This is a genomic window from Corynebacterium sp. LK2510 (assembly GCF_040946405.1).
In the GTDB taxonomy this organism is placed as follows: Bacteria; Actinomycetota; Actinomycetes; order Mycobacteriales; family Mycobacteriaceae; genus Corynebacterium.
In genome coordinates, this window is the sequence record NZ_JAYWLR010000019.1 from 1 (window position 1) to 18,437 (window position 18,437).

Sequence of the window (18,437 nt, forward strand, 5' to 3'; positions counted from 1 at the left end):
GTTAAAAGCGTTTTTTAGCCGTACATTCCACGGCTCTCGGCAACTCGGCTCATCAGACCGTTGAGGGAGTCACGGGTATAGCCGAGACGCAGTGCTTCGTCGATAAGCGGGGCGACGAAGTGCGCCGCGAAGTGGTGCCGGCGCTCCATGAGGATGGCCTCGCGCGCCCCGTCGGTCACGAAGGTGCCGATTCCTCGCCGGGTCTCGAGAAAGTTGGCGTCGACAAGCATGGCGATGCCCTTGCGCGCAGTGGCCGGGTTGATCTCATGGAAGGTGGCGAGCTCGTTCGTCGACGGAGCCCGGTCGCCCGGGTTGAGGCTGCCGTCGAGGATGAGGTCCTCGACAAAAGTGGCGACTTGGCTAAAGAGGGGTTCAACTTCGGTGTTCATCACAACTCGCGGGGTTAGCGCACTACGCAGTCGGAGCACGTTGGTCAGTTATGTAACCAACCGTATAAGCGGTTCTCACATTCGGCAACGAAAGCCGGCTTGCACCACATTTTGTGACCATTCCGTAACGATTCGCCTGTATATGGCGATGCCCGTGACTATTTGACATTTGTGGGGCAGACTAGGAGGTGCCCAAAACGAAAGTTATTAGCAATAGTAGATACGGATTCTAGGAGCCATGATTGAACGCACACTCGTATTTGTCGACACCTCATACCTGCTCGCGAGCTTTTACAACTCGTGGGAAGTCGGCGCACGTTCCCAGTTAGAAATTGACCTCCCCGAAGTCGTAGCAACACTTCGGACGATGATCTCCCAGCAACTTCAACAGCCTGTCCATCGCCAATACTGGTACGACGGGATCCCGGAGTCCGGCCCGCACCGCTACCAGCGCGCGCTTCGCACTTGCGACGGCGTGCAGCTACGCACCGGCCAGCTCATCGAGTGGGGCGATCGCCGGACCCAAAAGGGAGTGGACACCCGCCTGGTCGCGGACATCGTTGTCAACGCGACCCGCGGCAACTTCAGTGACTTCGTAATCGTCACCGGCGACGCCGACATGATCCCGGGAGTTGAGGAGGCCGCCAACCACGGCGTACGCGTCCACCTCTACGGCTTCGGCTGGGATTCCATGTCCTCCGCATTGCGCCACGCGTGCGACACCACCACGGTCCTCGACCCCCGCGAAGATTTCTCGGACGCAATGCAGCTGCAGGTTCTCGAGGGCCCGCTGCCGCCGAGCATTCGGGAGCGCCCGCTTGATGACGCCGAACCGCTCGACGCCGACGAAGGCCCCGCACCGGTTCCCTACGGAAACCCGCTGCGCCCCGAGGAAGGCGAGCAATCAGTTCAGCGTCGTTCCGACGACGATGCGTGCCCTGATGACGCCGCGCAGGTGAGCGAGGGTGCCGGGGAGGCGTCGGAAAGCGAACGGTGCCCCGCCGCGACCCCGCCTCGCCCGACTCCGGGCTCCCGAAGCGACCACCGCGCCTCCGACCCCGGGGATGATTACGTCCTCGACGTCGATGAACCATCCGAGGTAGAGGCCGAGGTCAACCAGCAAAACCAGTCGCCTGCGCCGAAGGCTTCGTCCGCACCGGGAGCGCCGAAACCGACGCCGAAGCCCTCCATGATGGCGCCGCGCCGCAAGCTGCGCTCGCGCTACGTCCCTTTGCCCGAGGAAATGTGGACCTCAGCAGGGTTCCAGACGCCTTACGACGTCGGGCAGCAGTACGCGACCTGGTGGTACGACAACGCCGCCTCTTCCGAGCAGCGCGATAACGCGCACATGCTCTCAGGTGGCGGGCTCCCCCCGGAGATCGACCGCCCGCTGCTTCAGTTCGCCTGCGAAACCCTCCACGAGTACACGCTCACCGAAGGCCAGCGGGTGTCGCTTCGCGACGGGTTCCACTCCGGCATCCGGGGTGTTTTGATTAACATCCGCGACACCTCCGAGTAAGGGCCGCAGGAACGGCACGGGCTAAGCGCGAGCCGCTTACCTCACGCGAAAGGCGGGCCGGGGACGATAAATCCCCGGCCCGCCTTTCGTCATCGCGGCAGCGCGACTTACTTCTCGGTTTCCTCGTTCTTTTCGTCCTCGATGTAGGCCTCTGCCTCGGCAAGTGTGTCAGCCTGGGGATTCGCCTGGACCGCAGTCTCCTCGGCTGTTGTCTCCGTGCCGGCCTCCAGCTCACCTGCGCCCATCGAGGCGCGGATCTCGGCGAGGCGGTTCGACGCTGCGACGTCGCCGCCGGCGGACTCGATCTCAACCATGCGGTCGGTCACGGAGTTCTGTGCCAGCTCCTGAGCGCCGAGCGCGCTGGCGTAGCGGCGCTCAATCTTCTCGCGCACGCCGTCGAGCGTGGGCACGTTGTCGTTGCCGCCAAACTGGTTGATGGTGTCCATCGTCTGAGCGGTGCGCTCCTGCATCGTGGCCTGGTCGATCTGGCGCTCGAGCTGTGAGACGTCGTTAAGCTGCTGCTGAAGGTTCGCCTCCGACAACTTCTGTTGCTTCTGAGCCTCGGCGGCAGCCTGCTCCGCGGTGGCGAGCGAGGTTGTGGTGGCCTCAATCTCCTGCTCGACGGAGACCAGCTGGCTGGCAATGACCTCGGCGGTGCTGTTGAACTGCTGGGCCTTCTCCGCCTCACCGTTCGCCTGAGCTTGATCGGCGGCCTGCAGCGCAGTTCGCGCCTTCGTCTGCAGGTCATCCTGGGATTTGAGGAGGCGCTCCAGCTTCATCTGCAACTGGTTGCGGTTGCCGATAATGCTCGCGGCATGGTTGGAGATCTCCTGGTGGCGGCGCTTCGCCTCCGCGACCGCCTGCTGCACCTGGACCTTGGGGTCCGCGTGCTCCTCAATTTTCGAGTCAAACGACTGCATGAGGTACTTCCAGCCCTTGCTGAAGGGATTGGCCATGGCTATTTCCTTTCCGTTGGAGCACCCCGCCGCTCGGGCAGGCACCCTGTGCGATTCTGACTGCCGAGTTTACGTAAAAAAGCGCCCACCATCAGGTGGGCGCTGTGCGGAATCCGCGCGGTCTCAGCCGGGATTAGTCTTGCTGATCCTGCTGGTTCTGCTGGTTCTGCTCTGCGATCTGGCGGCGCACGTCGTCCATGTCGAGTGCCTTGACCTGGTTAACAAGGTCGTCGAAGGCGGCCGGCGGCAGCGCGCCCGCGTTGCGGAAGACCATGATGCCGTCGCGGAAAGCCATCAGCGTCGGAATCGCCTGGATCTCAAGCGCGGCCGCGAGCTGCTGGTTAGCCTCGGTGTCGAGCTTGGCAAAGGTCACGTCCTGGTGCTCCTCGGACGCCTTCTCGTAGGTCGGGGCGAACGCCTTGCAGGGGCCGCACCAGTCGGCCCACGCGTCGACGAAGACGATGCCGTCCGCGGTGACGGTCTGCTCGAAGGTGTCTTCGGTTACATCGATGGTGCTCATCGGTGGTTGCTCCTTCAGTCGTTTATTAGTGTGTCCGTGGGTTTCAACAGTACCAATAGCCTGTTCATTCCCCGCCCTCCTAGACCACCCACGTGCAGCGCTTTCGTACAGCGCTTTCGTACACCATCGCGAGCGCGCAGCGGAGGAGTACCATCGGCCGCGCAACGAACCCGAGCCGGTCCCCGGCGGAAATGAGGTAATCATGGCAACCCAACAGTTCACTGTCGAGGGCATGACCTGCGGACACTGCGCAATGAGCGTGAAGGAGGAGATCTCCGAGATCGCCGGTGTCACCGACGTCACCGTCGACCACACCACCGGCGCCGTAGAGGTAACCGGTGAGGGCTTCACCACCGAGCAGGTGGCGGCCGCCGTCACCGAAGCCGGCTACACACTGGCCTAGCCCCGAATACCCCCGACGGGTATATGGTGGAGCTATGACAGCTCCTGAGATACCCGCACTCCAGCACCTCGAGCTGGGGGTCACAGGCATGACGTGTACCTCCTGTTCGTCGCGAGTTGAGCGCAAGCTCAACAAACTCGACGGCGTCGACGCGTCGGTCAACTTCTCCACTGAGACCGCCGCGATCGACTTCGACCCGGCGCGCACGACCCCCGACGCCCTCGTCGACGCGATCCGCGGTGCCGGCTACGACGCTTTCGAGCTCGCACCGGCGCACGCCCCGCGCGACGACTCCCCCGCAAGCGGGGACGAGCTTATCGACGACGCCCGCGATCGCGAGGCCGCCCACCTCAAGCGCACCGCGCTGTGGTCCGCACTGGTGACAGTGCCCGTCGTGATCATCTCGATGGTCCCGGCGCTGCAGTTCACCAACTGGCAGTGGGCAGTACTCGCGGCGACCACGCTGGTGTTCTTCTCTGCCGGCTCCGTGTTCCACCGCGCCGCCCTGGCCAACCTGCGCCACGGTGCGACCACGATGGACACCCTTGTCTCCCTCGGCACCACCGCCGCCTACGCCTGGTCGATCTGGGCGCTGTTCTTCGGCAACGCCGGGCACGCCGGTATGCAGATGGAGATGAGCATTTTCCCGGCGGATACCGGGATGGACGAGATCTACCTTGAAACGGTCTGCGTGGTCATCACCTTCCTGCTGCTGGGCAGGTGGTTCGAGGTCCGCGCCAAGGGGCAGAGCTCCCAGGCGCTGCGCGACCTGCTCAACATGGGCGCCAAGGACGCCGCGGTACTTCGCGACGGCCGCGAGGTCCGCGTCCCCGTCTCCGAGCTCGCCGTGGGCGACACCTTCATCGTCCGCCCGGGCGAGAAGATCCCCACCGACGGCCGCGTGATCGAGGGCGCCTCAGCTGTTGACGAATCCATGCTCACCGGCGAGTCCGTCCCCGTCGACGTCGAACCCGGTGCCACGGTCACGGGCGCGACCTTGAACACCTCGGGCCGGCTCATCGTCGAGGCGACCCGCGTCGGTTCGGAGACGACCCTGGCGCAGATGGGAAGGCTCGTCCGCGACGCGCAGGCCGGCAAGGCCCCGGTGGAGCGGCTCGTCGACCGCATCTCCCGGGTGTTCGTGCCGACGGTGATCGTGATCTCCCTCATCTCGCTCGTGGCGCACCTCGCGCTCGACTACGGCGCCGCCGCCTCGTTCACGGCCGCGGTCGCAGTTCTCATCATCGCCTGCCCCTGCGCCCTGGGCCTGGCCACGCCCACCGCGATCCTCGTCGGCACCGGCCGCGGCGCCCAGCTGGGCCTGCTGATTAAGGGCCCGGAAATCCTGGAGAACACCCGCCGCGCGGACACCATCGTCTTGGACAAGACTGGCACCGTCACCACCGGTGAGATGAGTGTCACCGATACCTTCCCCGCCAAGGGCTACGCCGCCGACGAGGTTCTCGCCCTTGCTGCGGCCGTGGAGGCCGGCGCAGAGCACCCGATCGCCCAGGCTATCGTGCGCGCGTACCCGGGCGAGCCCGCCCACGTGACGGGCTTCTCCACCGAGCCCGGCGCCGGTGCCTCGGCAGTCGTGGACGGCCGCGAGGTTCGTGTCGGCCGCCCGGTTGCAGACCTCGGCAGGCTGGCCGAGGCCTTCGCCGCCACCGAGCGCGACGGTGGTACCGCCGTCGCCGTCGAGGTCGACGGTGCACCTGTCGGCGTGGTGGCCATTCACGACACGGTCAAGCCCGACTCGCTCGAGGCCATTTCGGCGCTGCGCGATCTCGGTCTAACCCCCCACCTGCTCACCGGCGACAACGAGGGCGCGGCCCGCGCGGTGGCCGAGCAGGTCGGCATCGATGCGGCCAACGTCACCGCCGGGGTGCGGCCCGCCGACAAGGTCGACGTAGTGGAACGGCTGCAGGGCCAAGGGAAGCACGTCGCCATGGTCGGCGACGGTGTCAACGACGCCGCAGCACTTGCCCAGGCCGATCTGGGCATGGCCATGGGCGCGGGCACGGATGTTGCGATCGAGGCGTCCGACATCACCCTGATGGGTAACTCGCTCGGCTCGGCCGTGGACGGCATCCGTCTCTCCCGGCGAGTCCTCGCCACTATCAAGGGCAACCTGTTCTGGGCGTTTGCCTACAACGTGATCCTCATCCCCGTCGCCGCCATCGGTTTCCTCAATCCCATGCTGGCAGGCATCGCGATGGCGTTCTCTTCGGTGTTCGTGGTGTCCAACTCTCTGCGCCTGCGCGGGTTCCGCCCGCAGTTCTCCTCGGCTGGCGGCAAGTAGCACGAACCCGCGTCGCGGTCGCGCCGGCGCGGGCGGGGGTAGCATTTCTCTCTATGCACACGCCCGCAGCTGAGCTCAGCAGGACTGAGCGCCTCGATCGCCTGCCTGTCACCCGCAAGCACCGCAAACTCCTCGTCGGGTCCGGCATCGGCTGGGCTCTCGACGCCATGGACATCGGCCTGGTGTCGTTCATCATCGCCGCTCTCGCGGTGCACTGGAACCTCGATGCGACAACGTCGTCGTGGATCGCATCCGCCGGATTCGTCGGCATGGCAGTCGGTGCCTCGCTCGGCGGTTTGCTCGCTGACAAGATCGGTCGCCGCCAAGTGTTCGCGGCAACGTTGCTGATTTACGGCCTGGCCACAGGCGCGTCCGCGCTCGTCGGCTCCGTCGCGGTGCTGCTGGTCTTCCGCTTCATTACGGGCCTCGGCCTCGGCGGCGAGCTTCCCGTGGCCTCCACACTGGTCAGCGAGTTTTCCCCGCGCCGCGTGCGCGGGCGCATGGTGGTCATCCTTGAGGCGTTCTGGGCGGTGGGCTGGATCCTTGCCGCCGTCATCGGCACCTTCGTTGTCTCCCAGGGGGAGAACGGCTGGCGCTGGGGTTTGGTACTCGGTGCCGTCCCTGCCCTCTACGCCATCTATGTCCGCATGGGGCTGCCCGAGTCGGTGCGCTTCCTTGAGTCGAAGGGCCGACACGACGAGGCCGAGGACATCGTGCGCTCCTTCGAGGAGTCCGCGGACACCTCGCTTGTCGACGCCACCTCCGCCCCCGTCCAGCACGACACCCCCGGCGGTCTGTGGGGCGCCGCGCTGTGGCGGCGCACCGCCGCGTTCTGGGTCGTGTGGTTCTGCGTTTCCCTGGCCTACTACGGCGCGTTCATCTGGATTCCGTCGCTGCTCATCGGCCAAGGCTTTACCCTGGTGAAGTCGTTTACCTTCACTCTGATCATCACCATGGCCCAGCTGCCGGGCTACGCCGCAGCGGCATGGCTCATCGAGGTCTGGGGGCGCCGTCTCACGCTGTCGTCGTTCCTCGCCGGCTCCGCGGTGGCGGCGTTCCTGTTCGGTATGGCAGGCGCGGAGTGGCAGATCATCGCCGCCGGTTGCCTGTTGTCGTTCTTTAATCTCGGCGCGTGGGGCGCGCTCTACGCCATCGGTCCGGAGCTCTACCCGACGTCGATCCGCGCGACCGGCACCGGTGCTGGCGCGACGTTTGGGCGCATCGGCTCCATTATTGCGCCGCTGATCGTTCCCCCGATCCTGGCCTTCGGCGGCACCGTCGCGGTGTTCGCCGTCTTTGCCGCCGCATTTGCGATTGCCTGCGCGGCCGCGTTCACCCTCCCCGAGCAGCGAGGCGTGTCGCTGAACTAGACGCTAGACCTAGCGGAACAGCTCGCGGATGCGGCCGCCGATACCCGTCGCGCGGGTCGTCTTGCTGTCGATGTCCTCGATGTTGCGGGGCAGGTTGAACAGCACGGTCGAATCGCCGGTCTTGGCGACGGTGATACTGTCGTCAAGGCTGGCCATCGTGCGAGCGCACGGTTCCGACGCCTTGATGGATCGCACGTTCATGGCTCCTCCTTACCTTGTGGTGAGTGTCTATCGCTGCTGCGTGTCGGCAATCATAATCCGATAATCACGGCGTGTCACCGTTGGTAAGCCTTTCCTAATAGAGTGACCAGCGTCACAACTAGTGCCGGGATCCTAGCCGTGCGCCATGTTGACAAAGCGCGAGTAGTGCAGCTGGTGGGCGACCGGAACGGTGTCGATCGGGCCACCACGGTGCTTCGCCACGATAATGTCCGCCTCGCCAGCGCGCTCGTCGTCGCGGTCCTGGGAGTCGGGGCGGTAGAGCAGGAACACCATGTCGGCGTCCTGCTCGAGCGATCCGGACTCACGGAGATCGGCCAACTGCGGCTTCTTGTCGGTACGAGCCTCAGGGCCACGGTTGAGCTGCGAGATCGCAATAACCGGCACCTCAAGCTCCTTCGCCAGCAGCTTGAGCTGACGCGAGAACTCGGAGACCTCTTGCTGACGCGACTCGACTTTGCGCCCCGAGCTCATCAGCTGCAGGTAGTCGAGCACCACGAGGTCGAGACCGTGGGTCTGCTTCAGACGCCGAGCCTTCGACCGGATCTCCATCATGGTGAGGTTCGGCGAATCGTCGATGAACAGCGGAGCATCCTGGATCTCGGTCAGTCGGTGCGTCAGCTTCTCCCAGTCACCCTCCTCCATCTGCCCGGAGCGCATCGCGGACAGCTTGATCTCCGTTTCCGCAGACAGCATGCGCATGATGATCTCGGAGGCGCTCATTTCCAGCGAAAAGATCACAGATGTCTTCCCGTGCGTGATCGAGCACGAGCGCATGAAGTCCAGCGCGAGCGTGGACTTACCCACACCTGGTCGCGCCGCGATGATAATCATCTGGCCTGCATGCAGGCCGTTCGTTAGCCTGTCTAGGTCCAAGAACCCGGTAGGAACGCCGCGCTCCAGCCCGCCGCCTTGTTCAATCGCGGCAAGCTCGTCCACGGTCGGGCGCAATAGCTCCGAGAGAGCCCGGTAGTCCTCCCCCGTGTGGCGCTTGGACACTTTAAACACTTCCTGCTGCGCGCGGTCGACGATCTGCTCGACCTCAGAGCCCTCGTCGCCCTCGTAACCAAACTGCACAACACGGGTCCCGGCATTGACCAGCTGGCGCAGAAGCGACTTCTCCTCGACGATGTCCGCGTAGTAGCGGGCGTTCGCCGCGGTGGGCACCTCGGAAATCAGCGTATGCAGGTACGGTGCGCCACCGACGCGGTCGAGCTGATTCAGGCGGTCGAGGCGGCCGGCCACAATGAGTACGTCAATGTCGCTGCCCAGCGCAAACAGGTCGAGCACAGCCTGGTAGATGAGCTGGTGAGCCGGGAAGTAGAAGTCGTCCGGAACGAGGTTTTCTACCACGTCGACGACGGTGTCCGGACTCAGCAGCATCGCTCCGAGAACGCCGCGCTCCGCACGCTCATCGTGCGGGGGCCTGCGGTACTCGCGCAGGTCCCCGCGTCCGCTATCGAAGGAGTCGCGCCGGCTCGATCCGCCGCCGCGCGGCGGGATGTCGTCCGGTTCGGGCGGCGGGGTGTAGTCGTCGTCGAAGCTCGCGCTGGGTTCTGCTGCCATTGAAGTCCTCCCTTGCAACCGGGTTCATCGTACTCGTCGGGCGGTCATTCTCCACCCCGAACGGTCTGCGCGACACCAGTTATCCACAGGGGTTGTGGACAATCTGTGTACAGCTCACAACAAGGCGCAGGTCGCCACCGAAGGCTTGTGGATAAGCGGTGTACAACTGGTGAAGCACCCACCAGTCCCACACTATCCTTGCAGTTCAAGGGCATTTTATTCACCATGCCGCCAGCCAAAGGAAGACACCACCCCCGCCGACCACCGGGTTTGACAATGCCGAAGTGTCCCGGTACCGCCACGCGATGTGTTCACAGGACTAGTCGAGTTGTCCACAGGAGGGCAAGGGGGCGTCGATAAGCGAAAAGCGCAAACGAAAGCGCGGGCCCCACTCCTCACAAGTGGGACCCGCGCTAAAGCTGTTGTCGTTGGACCTTGGGGCGCGTGGCGCCCTGGTCGTCGTCAGGCGAAATTAAGCGCCTACGACCTCGAAGTTCACCTTGCCCTCCACGTCATCGTGGAGGTTAACCTTGACCTGGAAACCGCCGGTCTTGGTGACAAGACCCTTCGGCACGTTGATGCGACGCTTATCCAGGTTCGGGCCGCCGGCAGCCTTGACGGCTGCAGCGATGTCGGCCGGCTTAACGGAGCCGAACAGCTTGCCGCCGTCGGAAGCGCGGACCTTGACCTGAACGCCGGTCAGCTGGTCAAGCTGGTCGCGCAGCTCCTTGGCGTGATCCAGGTCGCGGACCTGGCGCTCAGCCTGTGCACGCTTGATATCTTCGATCTGCTTCTCTGCGCCGCGGGTGGCCGGGATGGCCATGCCGCGCGGGAGCAGGAGGTTACGTCCGTAGCCGTCCTTGACCTCGACAACATCGCCGGGCTCGCCAAGGTTTTCAACGGCAGCGGTGAGGATCAGCTTCATAAATCCTAACCTTCCTAAAGTTGAATAAATCTGGAGTGGTGAAAACGCTTAGAACGGGGGCTCGTCGTCCATGCCGCCGAAACCACCGGCGGGGGGAGCTGAGTTCCACGGATCATTCTGGGGCTGCTGATTGCCGCCCTGGTTGTTCTGCGGAACCACGTGCGGGCGGGTCTGCTGACCGCCGAAGCCACCCTGCTGTCCGCCGAAACCGCTGTCGTTGCGGTTTTGCTGTCCGCCGCCGTAACCACCCTGGCCGCCCTCACGCGGCGTACGGGTTACGGAAGCAGTGGCGTACTTCAGGGACGGGCCGACCTCGTCGACCTCGACCTCGAACACGGTGCGGTTCTCGCCCTCGCGAGTTTGGTAAGAACGCTGGCGGAGACGCCCGTTGACGATTACGCGCATGCCCTTCGACAGGGACTCAGCGACGTTCTCGGCAGCCTGGCGCCACACGTTGCACGTCAGGAACAGGGCCTCTCCGTCCTCCCACTGGTTGGTGTCACGGTTGTACGTGCGCGGGGTGGACGCGATGCGGAAATTCGCCACTGCGGCACCGCTCGGGGTGAAACGCAGCTCCGGGTCAGCAACGAGGTTGCCAACGACGGTGATCGGGGTATCTCCTTGGGCCATGTTCTTTTACCTTCCTCGCAAGACGCTCGATTCGTTGGAAACGAGCCTATCCGCTCTTACTTGTCGGTGCGCAGAACCTTGGTGCGCAAGATGTTGTCGTTCAGGTTCAGAACACGGTCGAGCTCGTTTACGGTCTCAGACTCGCAAACAAGGTTGGCAACGGCGTAGACGCCCTCTTCCTTCTTGTTGATCGGGTAGGCGAGACGACGCTTGCCCCAGACATCAACCTTCTCCACTGTGCCCTTGTCCTTGCGGACGATCTCCAGGAACTTGTCCAGGGACGGGGCAACGGTGCGCTCATCCTGCTGCGGATCGAGGATGATCATTACTTCGTAGTGACGCACGGACCTCATCACCTCCTATGGTCTTAAATATGTATGGTTTCGGCCGTCGCATTGTGCGGCGGCAGGAGGGTTCGTTGCGTCAAGCAACCACGCCAGCCTACCCCAGGTAGGAGGCGGGGCAAAATGCTTAACGACGCCCGCAGAGACGCCGCCTTCGCCTTAACGGTCGACGTCGACCACGGTGCCGTCCGGCTGGATGTCAATCTCGATCTCGCCGGACTCGATCTCGTGGTAGCCGTTGTCGCTCCAATCGATCTTGACTCCGGGTGCGTTGCTCAGCGCATCCGCGAGAACCTGCTCGATCTCCGCCTCGGTAACACCCTCGTCCGCCATCCCACGACGGGCCTCATCGGTGTAGCCGGTCACCGCGCTCGCCAGCTCGCCGCCGGCAACCGGCGCTGCCTGCGCCGCCTGGCCGTCGTCAGTGTTCGCGGTATCGGCGGCCGAAGATGTCTCCTGCCGAGTCGTCTCAACAACCGACGTCGAGGTCTCAGTCGTCGTCGGGTTCTGCTGGTTGGTGTTCGCACACGCAACAAGAAGGGCGGAGGTGGCGGCTGCGGAAAGGACGGTCAGGGTTCGCTTCACGGTTGCCTCGTTTCGTGTTGGGGACATGACCCCACCGACCCTAGGCACGCTTTTCAGATTTAGCCAGGATTCGGCACAGCGATAAAGACCGCGAGAAAGACCGGGATGATCGTAATGAAGATGAACGCCGCGATGCCGAGTGCGACAGCGAGGCCAGTGCGCTCGCCCTTGTTCACCGCGAGGAACGCCGCCCCAATCAGGACAAAACCGACCACGATAGAGGCGATCCCCACGCCCGTTGCTCCCATCACGCGTGCACCTCAGTCCGCGCCCGTGTCCACTCTTCGGGCCGGCTCGCCAACGGGTCCATGCCGTGGTGAGCATCGCGCACCTTGTCGCGGCGGCGTCCGAGCATCTGTTGGACGACGAGCACCATCATCACCACGATGAGCGCGTCGCGACCGAGCACCACCAGGTTGAGAGCCTCACCCGGCAGGCCCTTGTTCTCCGTGCCGAGCATGTACCACATGAGGATTGGCCAGACCATCATGTCCACCGTCATCCACGTCAACAGCAGGCGCCAGTGCGGCAGGGCGAGCACAGCGGGAATAACTAACCACAGCGAGTACTGGGGGCTCCACACCTTGTTGAAGAGTAGGAAGAAGGCGACGATCAGGAACGCAAGCTCCGCCACGCGCGGCATCTGTGGTGCCTTGAGCCCGAGGATGAGCACGAACAGGCAGCCGCCGAGGAACAGCACCAGGGTCACTGTGTTGAGGATCGTCGGCGTACCGGGGCCGTCGAAACCGGACCAGCCCGTCGCGCGCGAGATGACCGCGTAGATGGTCGTCCATTCCCAGGAGCGCTCGGTGTTGAGCCGGTTGAACTCGCCCCACGCCTCCGGGTTGCGGAGGTAGACGGGAAGGTTCACGGCTATCCAGGTCAGCACCGCCGAACCGGTCATCGCCGCGAACGGCGCCCACTCGCGTTTGCGAATGGCCAGCGTCAGGTACGCGCCGAGGACGAACAGCGGCCACAGCTTGAACGCAGTGCCCAGGCCGATCAGCGCACCGGCGAGCCAGAACTTACGGTTGCGCGCCGCGAGCAGGGCCGCGACCAAGAAGAAGATGGATGGAATATCCCAGTTGGTGAACGCGTGCATGATCAGCAGCGGGCTACCGACGACGAGCAAGGTGTCCCAGACACGGTTGCCGGCGAGCTCCGCAACCATGCGCGCGGTAGCGACCCACAGGCACGCCATGACCAGCGCGGTGAGGTAGAAGTACCAGCCAACCTCGGGCAAGACATTATCCGCCAAGAAGTAGGTGTTGCGCGCAACGAATCCCATCGCGCCCTGGAACAAGCCGGCGAGAACCGGGTATTCCATGTAGCGGGTCAGGTCACCCTCGACCCAGGAGAAGTCGTAAACGAACCCGGGCTGATCCAACCCGCGCCCGCCGTAGAGCGGGACGATGTCGTTGTAGCAAAACGAGGTGTACTGGCGGTTGCCATCCCAATTGAGTTGGAGCACGCCAGACTCATCGGCCACGCCCTGCGCACAATTCGACTTGGCCAGGGCACCGAGGAACATAAACGCCCACGCGACGGCGAGGATGGTACGCAGCGGGGTGAAGAAGCGGGCGCGGCCGATGGCCGCAAAACGCCCCATGCGCCCGCCGAGGAATTCAATCCACCCCGCCGCCGCGGGCTCCGTGAGGGCGGGCGACACCCGCTCTGCGGGGTCGGGCCACCTACTCGGGCGCTCGGTCGTAAGTTGTGGGGTCTGCTGAACCGCCATGGCCCCTAGCCGCCGAACAGGTTGCCGAAAGCGTCAATCGCGTCCTGGACCGGCGGTGGCGGTGGCGGCGCCACCGGAAGCGCCGGAGCTGGTGCGGGTGCGACAGGCTCAGGTACCGGGGCGGGTTCCGGTTCCGCCGGTGCTGCCGGAGCGGAGGTATCCGCACCGGTGCCACCGGTCGCGCCGCCGGCACTCGCACCATAGCCATACCCGTAGCCGCTGTAGTACCCGCCACCGAGGCCGGTGCCACCGCTGTACGGATTTACACCCCAGTAGACGGGTGTCGCGTCGGGGAAGCTGCGGAACTCCTGGCCCTCAAGCGTGGTGTCGAGGACGTCCTTCCAGATCTGCGCCGGGGTTCCGGAGCCGAACATGTTGCCGCCCCACTCGTTGAAAATGGCGCTGGTGTTATCGGCGGTACCGACCCACACCGCGACAGCGAGCTGCGGGGTTGCGCCGACCATCCACGCATCCTTGTTGTTACCCGTGTCGCCCAGCTGGGCGGTACCGGTCTTGCCGGCGGACGGGCGTCCGCCCGCGAGCGTGGCGTTGGAGTAGGGCACCACTGTCTGCAGCGCCTGCATCACGTTGTCGGCGACCTGCTCAGATACGCGGCGCTCTTCGTAGCCCGGGTCCACCTCGTAGAGGGTGTTGCCCGCGGCGTCGACGACTCTCTGTACGAAGTGGGTCGGCTTATACACACCACGGTTGGTCAGCGTGCCCATGGCGGTGGCCATGTCGAGCACGCGCGACTGGTACTGGCCCAGAACGATGCCCTCGTAGGGCTGGCCGCCGTTTTCGCGCAGCGTGACCGGGATGCCCGGGATCGACCTGGCCACGCCGAGGGCGTGTGCCATATCAGCCGTGTCCTGGGTGGTGTTGGCCAGCTCGTTCTGGATACGCATGAACGCGGTGTTGGACGACGTGCGGGTTGCCTCGGTCATCGTCAGCATTCCGCCGCCGCTGCCGTCCGAGTTGGTCACCACGATGTTGCCCGGCAGGGTCACCGGGGAGGCGTCGAAGGTTGCCGTCAGCGGGATGCCCTGCTGGAGGGCAGCCGCCAGCGCGAAGATCTTGAAGGTCGAACCGGTCTGGAGACCGGCGTTGGCGTAGTCCCAGCCGCTGGCTTCGTCGCCGCCGTAGTAGGCGCGCACTGCACCCGTGTTCGGGTCGATCGCGACGACCGCCGCACGGGCGTCGTCCTGCAGGCTGGCCAGGCGCTGCGTAGAGATACGCTCGACATCTGCCTGCGTCGTGGCGTCAACCGTGGTGGTGATTTCCAAACCACGGTTGGTCAGGTCGTCTTCGGTGATGCCGATGCGCTGGAGTTCCTCGATGACCTGGTTCTTGATCAGTCCGTTGGGGCCGGTGGCCTCGGTGTAGGCGGAGTAGCCCTCCGGGTCACGCGTCTCGGGGTAGACGAGGTTGTCGCGTTCTTGGGGGGTCAGCTCGCCCATCTCGACAAGACCGTCCATGACGTAGTCCCAGCGCGCACGGGAGCCCTCCGGGTTGTTCCACGGGTCGAGCTGGCTGGGCAGCTGGATGGAGGCGGCGAGAACACCGCCCTCCTCCGGGGTCAGGTCGCGGGCCGGCTTATCAAAGAAGGCTTGCGCTGCGGCCTCAATGCCGTAGGCGTTGCGGCCGAAGTAGACCGTGTTGAGGTAGGCGTTGAGGATCTCCTCTTTGCTCCAAGAGTTGGTCATCTTGATGGAGTAGACCAGCTCCTTGGCCTTGCGCTCGTAGGAGTGCTCGTTGCCCACGAGGGCGTTCTTCACGTACTGCTGGGTGATGGTGGAACCACCGCCGGCCGACGAATTGCCGGTGAGCTGTCCCACGGCAGCACGGGCGAAGCCGGTGAAGGAGAAGCCTGAGTTAGTCCAAAAGTCGCGGTCCTCGGCGGCGAGCACCGCGTTTTGTACCTCTTCGGGGACTTCCTCGAGCGGGATTTGTACGCGATTGCCCTCGGGCGGGACCACTCGGGCGAGCTCGGTTTGTCCGTCGTTGAAGAAAATCTGCGACACCTGCGCGGCCTCGATTTCGCCGGGCTGCGGGATGTCCGCGCGGGCGTACTGCCAGCCGAACCAGGCTAACGGAACCGCGGCGAGCAGGAGCAAGCCGAGCAGAGCCGCAAGCAGCCACTGCATAGCGCGGCTGCGCGGCGCGCGGGCGCGAACGGCGCTCCAGCCCGCGGCCGCGGTGGAGGCGGCGCGCCCGGTTGCACGTCGAGAAGCGTTGCCCTTGGGGCTGCGATCATCCTTGTTTGTCACGAAACGTCCCTGGATTGTCCTAAGAATTACCCACACTCGGTCGATTTCCGCACTCCACCTCGGCATTGTTGCCCGCATTCGGCGCGTGCACCGCACCTTCGGGGCCCAGCCGGGAGAGACGGAAATATTAGGTGTTACCCTACTTCCTCCGCTGCGAAATCACACCACCGGCGACGCCGTGAGCTCTTTGAGGAGATGGTTCCAGCGGCAGTGGGTGCACACCTCCACCTGATGGACGGTGATCGACCCGACTTCGGCCACCAACGCGTCGATTTCCTCTGCGCTGCGGGCCGTGCCGGAGCGGCGGCCTAGATTCTCACCGTAGACCCATGCAACCACACGCATAGTTTTTTCGCAGATCGGACAGGGTCGAGGCGAGTCGACACCATGGTGCTGCGCGGCGGCGCGAAGCAAAAAGTCGGCGTCGCACACGAAATCCTTGTCCACAGCGTCGCGCGCATAGGCCCGCAGCGTCGCGCGCCGCTGCAGCTCGTGGGAGATTTCCCGGGTGTAGGCAAACATCGGCGCCATCCTACCCACGGCACCCCGCCAGGCGGGCCGGACAAATACCGCACAGACAACACAAAAAAGTAGCGATGGTAGCATCGGCAACTAGTTTTGTGAGGCAAAGAAGGAAAGACATGACTGAAGCAGACACGCCCGCACAGCAGGCCGGACACCCCGACCCGCTCGAGATTGCGAAACGGATCCGGCCTGCGATGACCAAGCTCTACGTCACGTACTTCCGCATCGCCGAACAGTCCGCATTGTCGGGACCGCAGCTGTCGATCATGACCCGGCTCCAGGACGATGGTCCGTCGCGGATCAGCCAGCTTGCCGACGCCGAGGGTGTGCGCATGCCGACCGCCTCGAACACGATCAACCAGCTGGAAAAGCGCGAGCTGGTGCGTCGCACCCGCAATGAGACGGATCGCCGCGGAGTCACCGTCGAATTGACGGACGCAGGTCGCGCAGAGCTCGAGCGCGTCGGAGATGAGCGCACCCGCTACCTCGCCGACATGATCGGCACACTGAGCGAGGACCAATTACGCAAGGCCGACGACCTCACGGACGTCATCAATGCCCTCGGTGAGGCCTACGCCAAAGGTCCTAGAAGGGACCTCGGTTAACGGAGAACGCCGGGGAGAGTAGATAATGGGGTTGTCACGCCCCCGACCCTCCTTCTTCACTCAATGCCCTCTGCACTTGTTCGTCATGACGCGGCTCAGTCCGATTCCGGCGCCACCTCCTCCGACTCCGAGGCGCGCCCTCTGCGCGTCGCCGTCGGCTGGAGCCCGTCTGGCTCCGACAGCGTCGCCGTCGCCGCATGGCTCGGCAAATCGGTGCCTGTAACCGTCAGTGTTTTCTCCACCGTCAAGAGGAAGTGGACCAATTCGCTGTCGCCGAAGAAGTACGCGAAGTGGTTGCGCGAGGAAACAAGCAAGGTCACCGCAGCAGCGAAGACGATCCTCGGGGAGGCTCTTCCCGCGGCGCAGATCGCGGACGAGCCGTGCACGATTGTCGACGCCACCGACGGACCCGCTTCCCTCATTAGCTCCGCCCGGAAATCCGAGGCAGACATCATCGTGCTGGGGTCGGGTCCGAAGCGAAAGAAGGCGCGCTTTTCTTCCTCCTGCCCCACCGACGCCCTGTTGGGTACCTCCCCGATTCCGTTGGGTCTGGTTCCCACTGGACTGAAACTGTCCAAAAAGGGTGTCACCCGCGTCACCTTTGCCTTCCTCTATGCCGACCAGGGGACGGACACATCCGGGTTGGCGCACGCGGCGATGCTCGCGCACAGGCTGGACGTGCCGCTGCGCCTTCTCTCTGTCATCCCGGAATTGCCGCAAGACGACGCCTTCGACGTAGACATCAATGCCGTCACCGAAAGCCCCGACTGGCACGAGGCCTCGCTGGCGCTTCTCGACCTCGCCCGCGACGAGGCGTACCGCACGCTCAGCGAGTTGCGCGGCACAGACGCTGCGGACGCGCTCGTGGTCGAACGGGAGCTGGCCCACGGCAATGGTTGGAAAAAGGCCATCAATTCCGTGAAGTGGAAGCGCGGCGATCTCATTTGCCTGGGCTCGCACGTATCCGCCGAACCTAACTGCGTCGACGCCGGTGACCGCGCAGACTCCCTGCTGCGGCACGCTCCAGCCCCAGTTTTGATTTACCCGCGCACCGCAGCACCAGAAGCTTAAGGTGGGGGCCATGAGCGAGCACCCCGAAAATGATTTGCAGTCAGGCGCCGACTATTCCAACCGGGTGCGACCTGAGCCGCGTGACTTCGACGAGCTCGCTGACCTGCCCGACCCGCTGGAGGAGGCGCAGCGCAACCGGCGCTCGACCCGTCAGGCCATCACCTACGCCGCCGCGACCCTGGCACTCACGGCACTCATCGGCCTGCTCACCGCGCTGCCGTTTCGCCTTCAGGGCGGCCCGCTTTGCGACGCCGGGACGGCCACGTGGCTGTGCACCCCGAGCGCCCGGACATGGTGGGCTGTGATCAACTCGTTCCCGCCGGTCGTGGGTGTGCTCGGCTGCGCCGTGCTGATGGTGCGCAAGCTCAACCGCTACGAGCGGTGGATGCCGTGGATGGGCGTGTTCTGGCTGCCGCTGGTCCCGTTCACGATGTGGTGGCTGACCGTCACCATCGGCATCCTCGCCTTCGACAGCGCCTAAACCGACTGCGCCTCACCTGCCG

At 64.6% G+C, this 18,437-nt stretch carries 20 protein-coding genes; 7 read left to right on the top strand and 13 right to left on the bottom strand.

Going from position 1 to position 18,437, the window contains the following annotated elements:
• Positions 1 to 14: 14 nt before the first annotated feature.
• Positions 15 to 389, bottom strand: coding sequence for a GntR family transcriptional regulator (locus VVR41_RS09210; RefSeq protein ID WP_368524517.1), 375 nt, complete (start codon positions 387 to 389; stop codon positions 15 to 17).
• A 238-nt stretch (positions 390 to 627) separates the two neighbouring features.
• Here VVR41_RS09210 and VVR41_RS09215 point away from each other — a divergent pair, with 238 nt between their 5' ends.
• The gene (locus VVR41_RS09215) at positions 628 to 1,908 is read left to right on the top strand and encodes an NYN domain-containing protein (protein WP_368524518.1); all 1,281 of its coding nucleotides are present in this window, start codon (positions 628 to 630) and stop codon (positions 1,906 to 1,908) included.
• 107 nt (positions 1,909 to 2,015) lie between these two features.
• Here VVR41_RS09215 and VVR41_RS09220 read toward each other — a convergent pair whose 3' ends face one another.
• Positions 2,016 to 2,864, bottom strand: a complete 849-nt coding sequence (locus VVR41_RS09220; RefSeq protein WP_368524519.1) for a PspA/IM30 family protein — start codon at positions 2,862 to 2,864, stop codon at positions 2,016 to 2,018.
• A gap of 133 nt (positions 2,865 to 2,997) precedes the next feature.
• Positions 2,998 to 3,384 carry a thioredoxin gene (gene trxA / locus VVR41_RS09225; protein ID WP_368524520.1) on the bottom strand — a complete coding sequence of 129 codons (387 nt, stop codon included), beginning with the start codon at positions 3,382 to 3,384 and terminating at the stop codon, positions 2,998 to 3,000.
• 202 nt (positions 3,385 to 3,586) lie between these two features.
• On the opposite strand from trxA, the gene VVR41_RS09230 reads away from it, so the two are divergent.
• From VVR41_RS09230 to VVR41_RS09240, 3 genes are read left to right on the top strand one after another with little or no spacing between them, the layout of a single operon-like run.
• Complete coding sequence (locus VVR41_RS09230; protein ID WP_368524521.1) at positions 3,587 to 3,787, top strand: heavy-metal-associated domain-containing protein; 201 nt, start codon at positions 3,587 to 3,589, stop codon at positions 3,785 to 3,787.
• A 34-nt stretch (positions 3,788 to 3,821) separates the two neighbouring features.
• Positions 3,822 to 6,089, top strand: coding sequence for a heavy metal translocating P-type ATPase (locus VVR41_RS09235; protein WP_368524522.1), 2,268 nt, complete (start codon positions 3,822 to 3,824; stop codon positions 6,087 to 6,089).
• A gap of 53 nt (positions 6,090 to 6,142) precedes the next feature.
• Positions 6,143 to 7,459 carry an MFS transporter gene (locus VVR41_RS09240; RefSeq protein WP_368524523.1) on the top strand — a complete coding sequence of 439 codons (1,317 nt, stop codon included), beginning with the start codon at positions 6,143 to 6,145 and terminating at the stop codon, positions 7,457 to 7,459.
• 9 nt (positions 7,460 to 7,468) lie between these two features.
• On the opposite strand, the gene VVR41_RS09245 is transcribed toward VVR41_RS09240, so the two are convergent.
• From VVR41_RS09245 to VVR41_RS09290, 10 genes are all read right to left on the bottom strand, one after another.
• On the bottom strand, positions 7,469 to 7,660 hold the full coding sequence (locus VVR41_RS09245; RefSeq protein WP_368524524.1) for a hypothetical protein: 192 nt from the start codon (positions 7,658 to 7,660) through the stop codon (positions 7,469 to 7,471).
• Between the two features lie 132 nt (positions 7,661 to 7,792).
• Positions 7,793 to 9,244: a replicative DNA helicase gene (gene dnaB, locus VVR41_RS09250; protein ID WP_368524525.1), complete on the bottom strand. Its 1,452-nt coding sequence runs from the start codon at positions 9,242 to 9,244 to the stop codon at positions 7,793 to 7,795.
• A gap of 472 nt (positions 9,245 to 9,716) precedes the next feature.
• On the bottom strand, positions 9,717 to 10,169 hold the full coding sequence (rplI, locus tag VVR41_RS09255) for a 50S ribosomal protein L9 (protein WP_321102319.1): 453 nt from the start codon (positions 10,167 to 10,169) through the stop codon (positions 9,717 to 9,719).
• A gap of 48 nt (positions 10,170 to 10,217) precedes the next feature.
• Positions 10,218 to 10,799 (bottom strand): single-stranded DNA-binding protein, encoded by a 582-nt coding sequence (locus VVR41_RS09260; RefSeq protein WP_321102321.1) that lies wholly within the window; start codon positions 10,797 to 10,799, stop codon positions 10,218 to 10,220.
• Between the two features lie 56 nt (positions 10,800 to 10,855).
• On the bottom strand, positions 10,856 to 11,143 hold the full coding sequence (gene rpsF / locus VVR41_RS09265; protein WP_321102323.1) for a 30S ribosomal protein S6: 288 nt from the start codon (positions 11,141 to 11,143) through the stop codon (positions 10,856 to 10,858).
• 159 nt (positions 11,144 to 11,302) lie between these two features.
• Entirely contained in the window at positions 11,303 to 11,755 is a 453-nt protein-coding gene (locus VVR41_RS09270; RefSeq protein ID WP_368524526.1) for a hypothetical protein, read from the bottom strand.
• Between the two features lie 32 nt (positions 11,756 to 11,787).
• Positions 11,788 to 11,976: a hypothetical protein gene (locus VVR41_RS09275; RefSeq protein ID WP_321102338.1), complete on the bottom strand. Its 189-nt coding sequence runs from the start codon at positions 11,974 to 11,976 to the stop codon at positions 11,788 to 11,790.
• The gene (locus tag VVR41_RS09280; RefSeq protein ID WP_368524527.1) at positions 11,976 to 13,466 is read right to left on the bottom strand and encodes a glycosyltransferase family 87 protein; all 1,491 of its coding nucleotides are present in this window, start codon (positions 13,464 to 13,466) and stop codon (positions 11,976 to 11,978) included. The genes VVR41_RS09275 and VVR41_RS09280 overlap by 1 nt, the downstream gene beginning before the upstream one ends.
• Before the next feature lie 5 nt (positions 13,467 to 13,471).
• Positions 13,472 to 15,610 (bottom strand): transglycosylase domain-containing protein, encoded by a 2,139-nt coding sequence (locus VVR41_RS09285; RefSeq protein ID WP_368524544.1) that lies wholly within the window; start codon positions 15,608 to 15,610, stop codon positions 13,472 to 13,474.
• Between the two features lie 282 nt (positions 15,611 to 15,892).
• Complete coding sequence (locus tag VVR41_RS09290; protein ID WP_368524528.1) at positions 15,893 to 16,255, bottom strand: DUF5318 family protein; 363 nt, start codon at positions 16,253 to 16,255, stop codon at positions 15,893 to 15,895.
• Positions 16,256 to 16,374: 119 nt separating this feature from the next.
• On the opposite strand from VVR41_RS09290, the gene VVR41_RS09295 reads away from it, so the two are divergent.
• The 3 genes from VVR41_RS09295 (at position 16,375) to VVR41_RS09305 (ending at position 18,415) form a co-directional block, all read left to right on the top strand.
• Positions 16,375 to 16,863 (top strand): MarR family winged helix-turn-helix transcriptional regulator, encoded by a 489-nt coding sequence (locus VVR41_RS09295; protein ID WP_368524529.1) that lies wholly within the window; start codon positions 16,375 to 16,377, stop codon positions 16,861 to 16,863.
• Between the two features lie 63 nt (positions 16,864 to 16,926).
• Positions 16,927 to 17,934, top strand: coding sequence for a universal stress protein (locus VVR41_RS09300; RefSeq protein WP_368524530.1), 1,008 nt, complete (start codon positions 16,927 to 16,929; stop codon positions 17,932 to 17,934).
• Positions 17,935 to 17,944: 10 nt separating this feature from the next.
• A complete protein-coding gene (locus tag VVR41_RS09305; protein WP_321102334.1) occupies positions 17,945 to 18,415 on the top strand; it encodes a hypothetical protein in 471 nt (156 codons plus the stop codon).
• Positions 18,416 to 18,437: the final 22 nt, after the last annotated feature.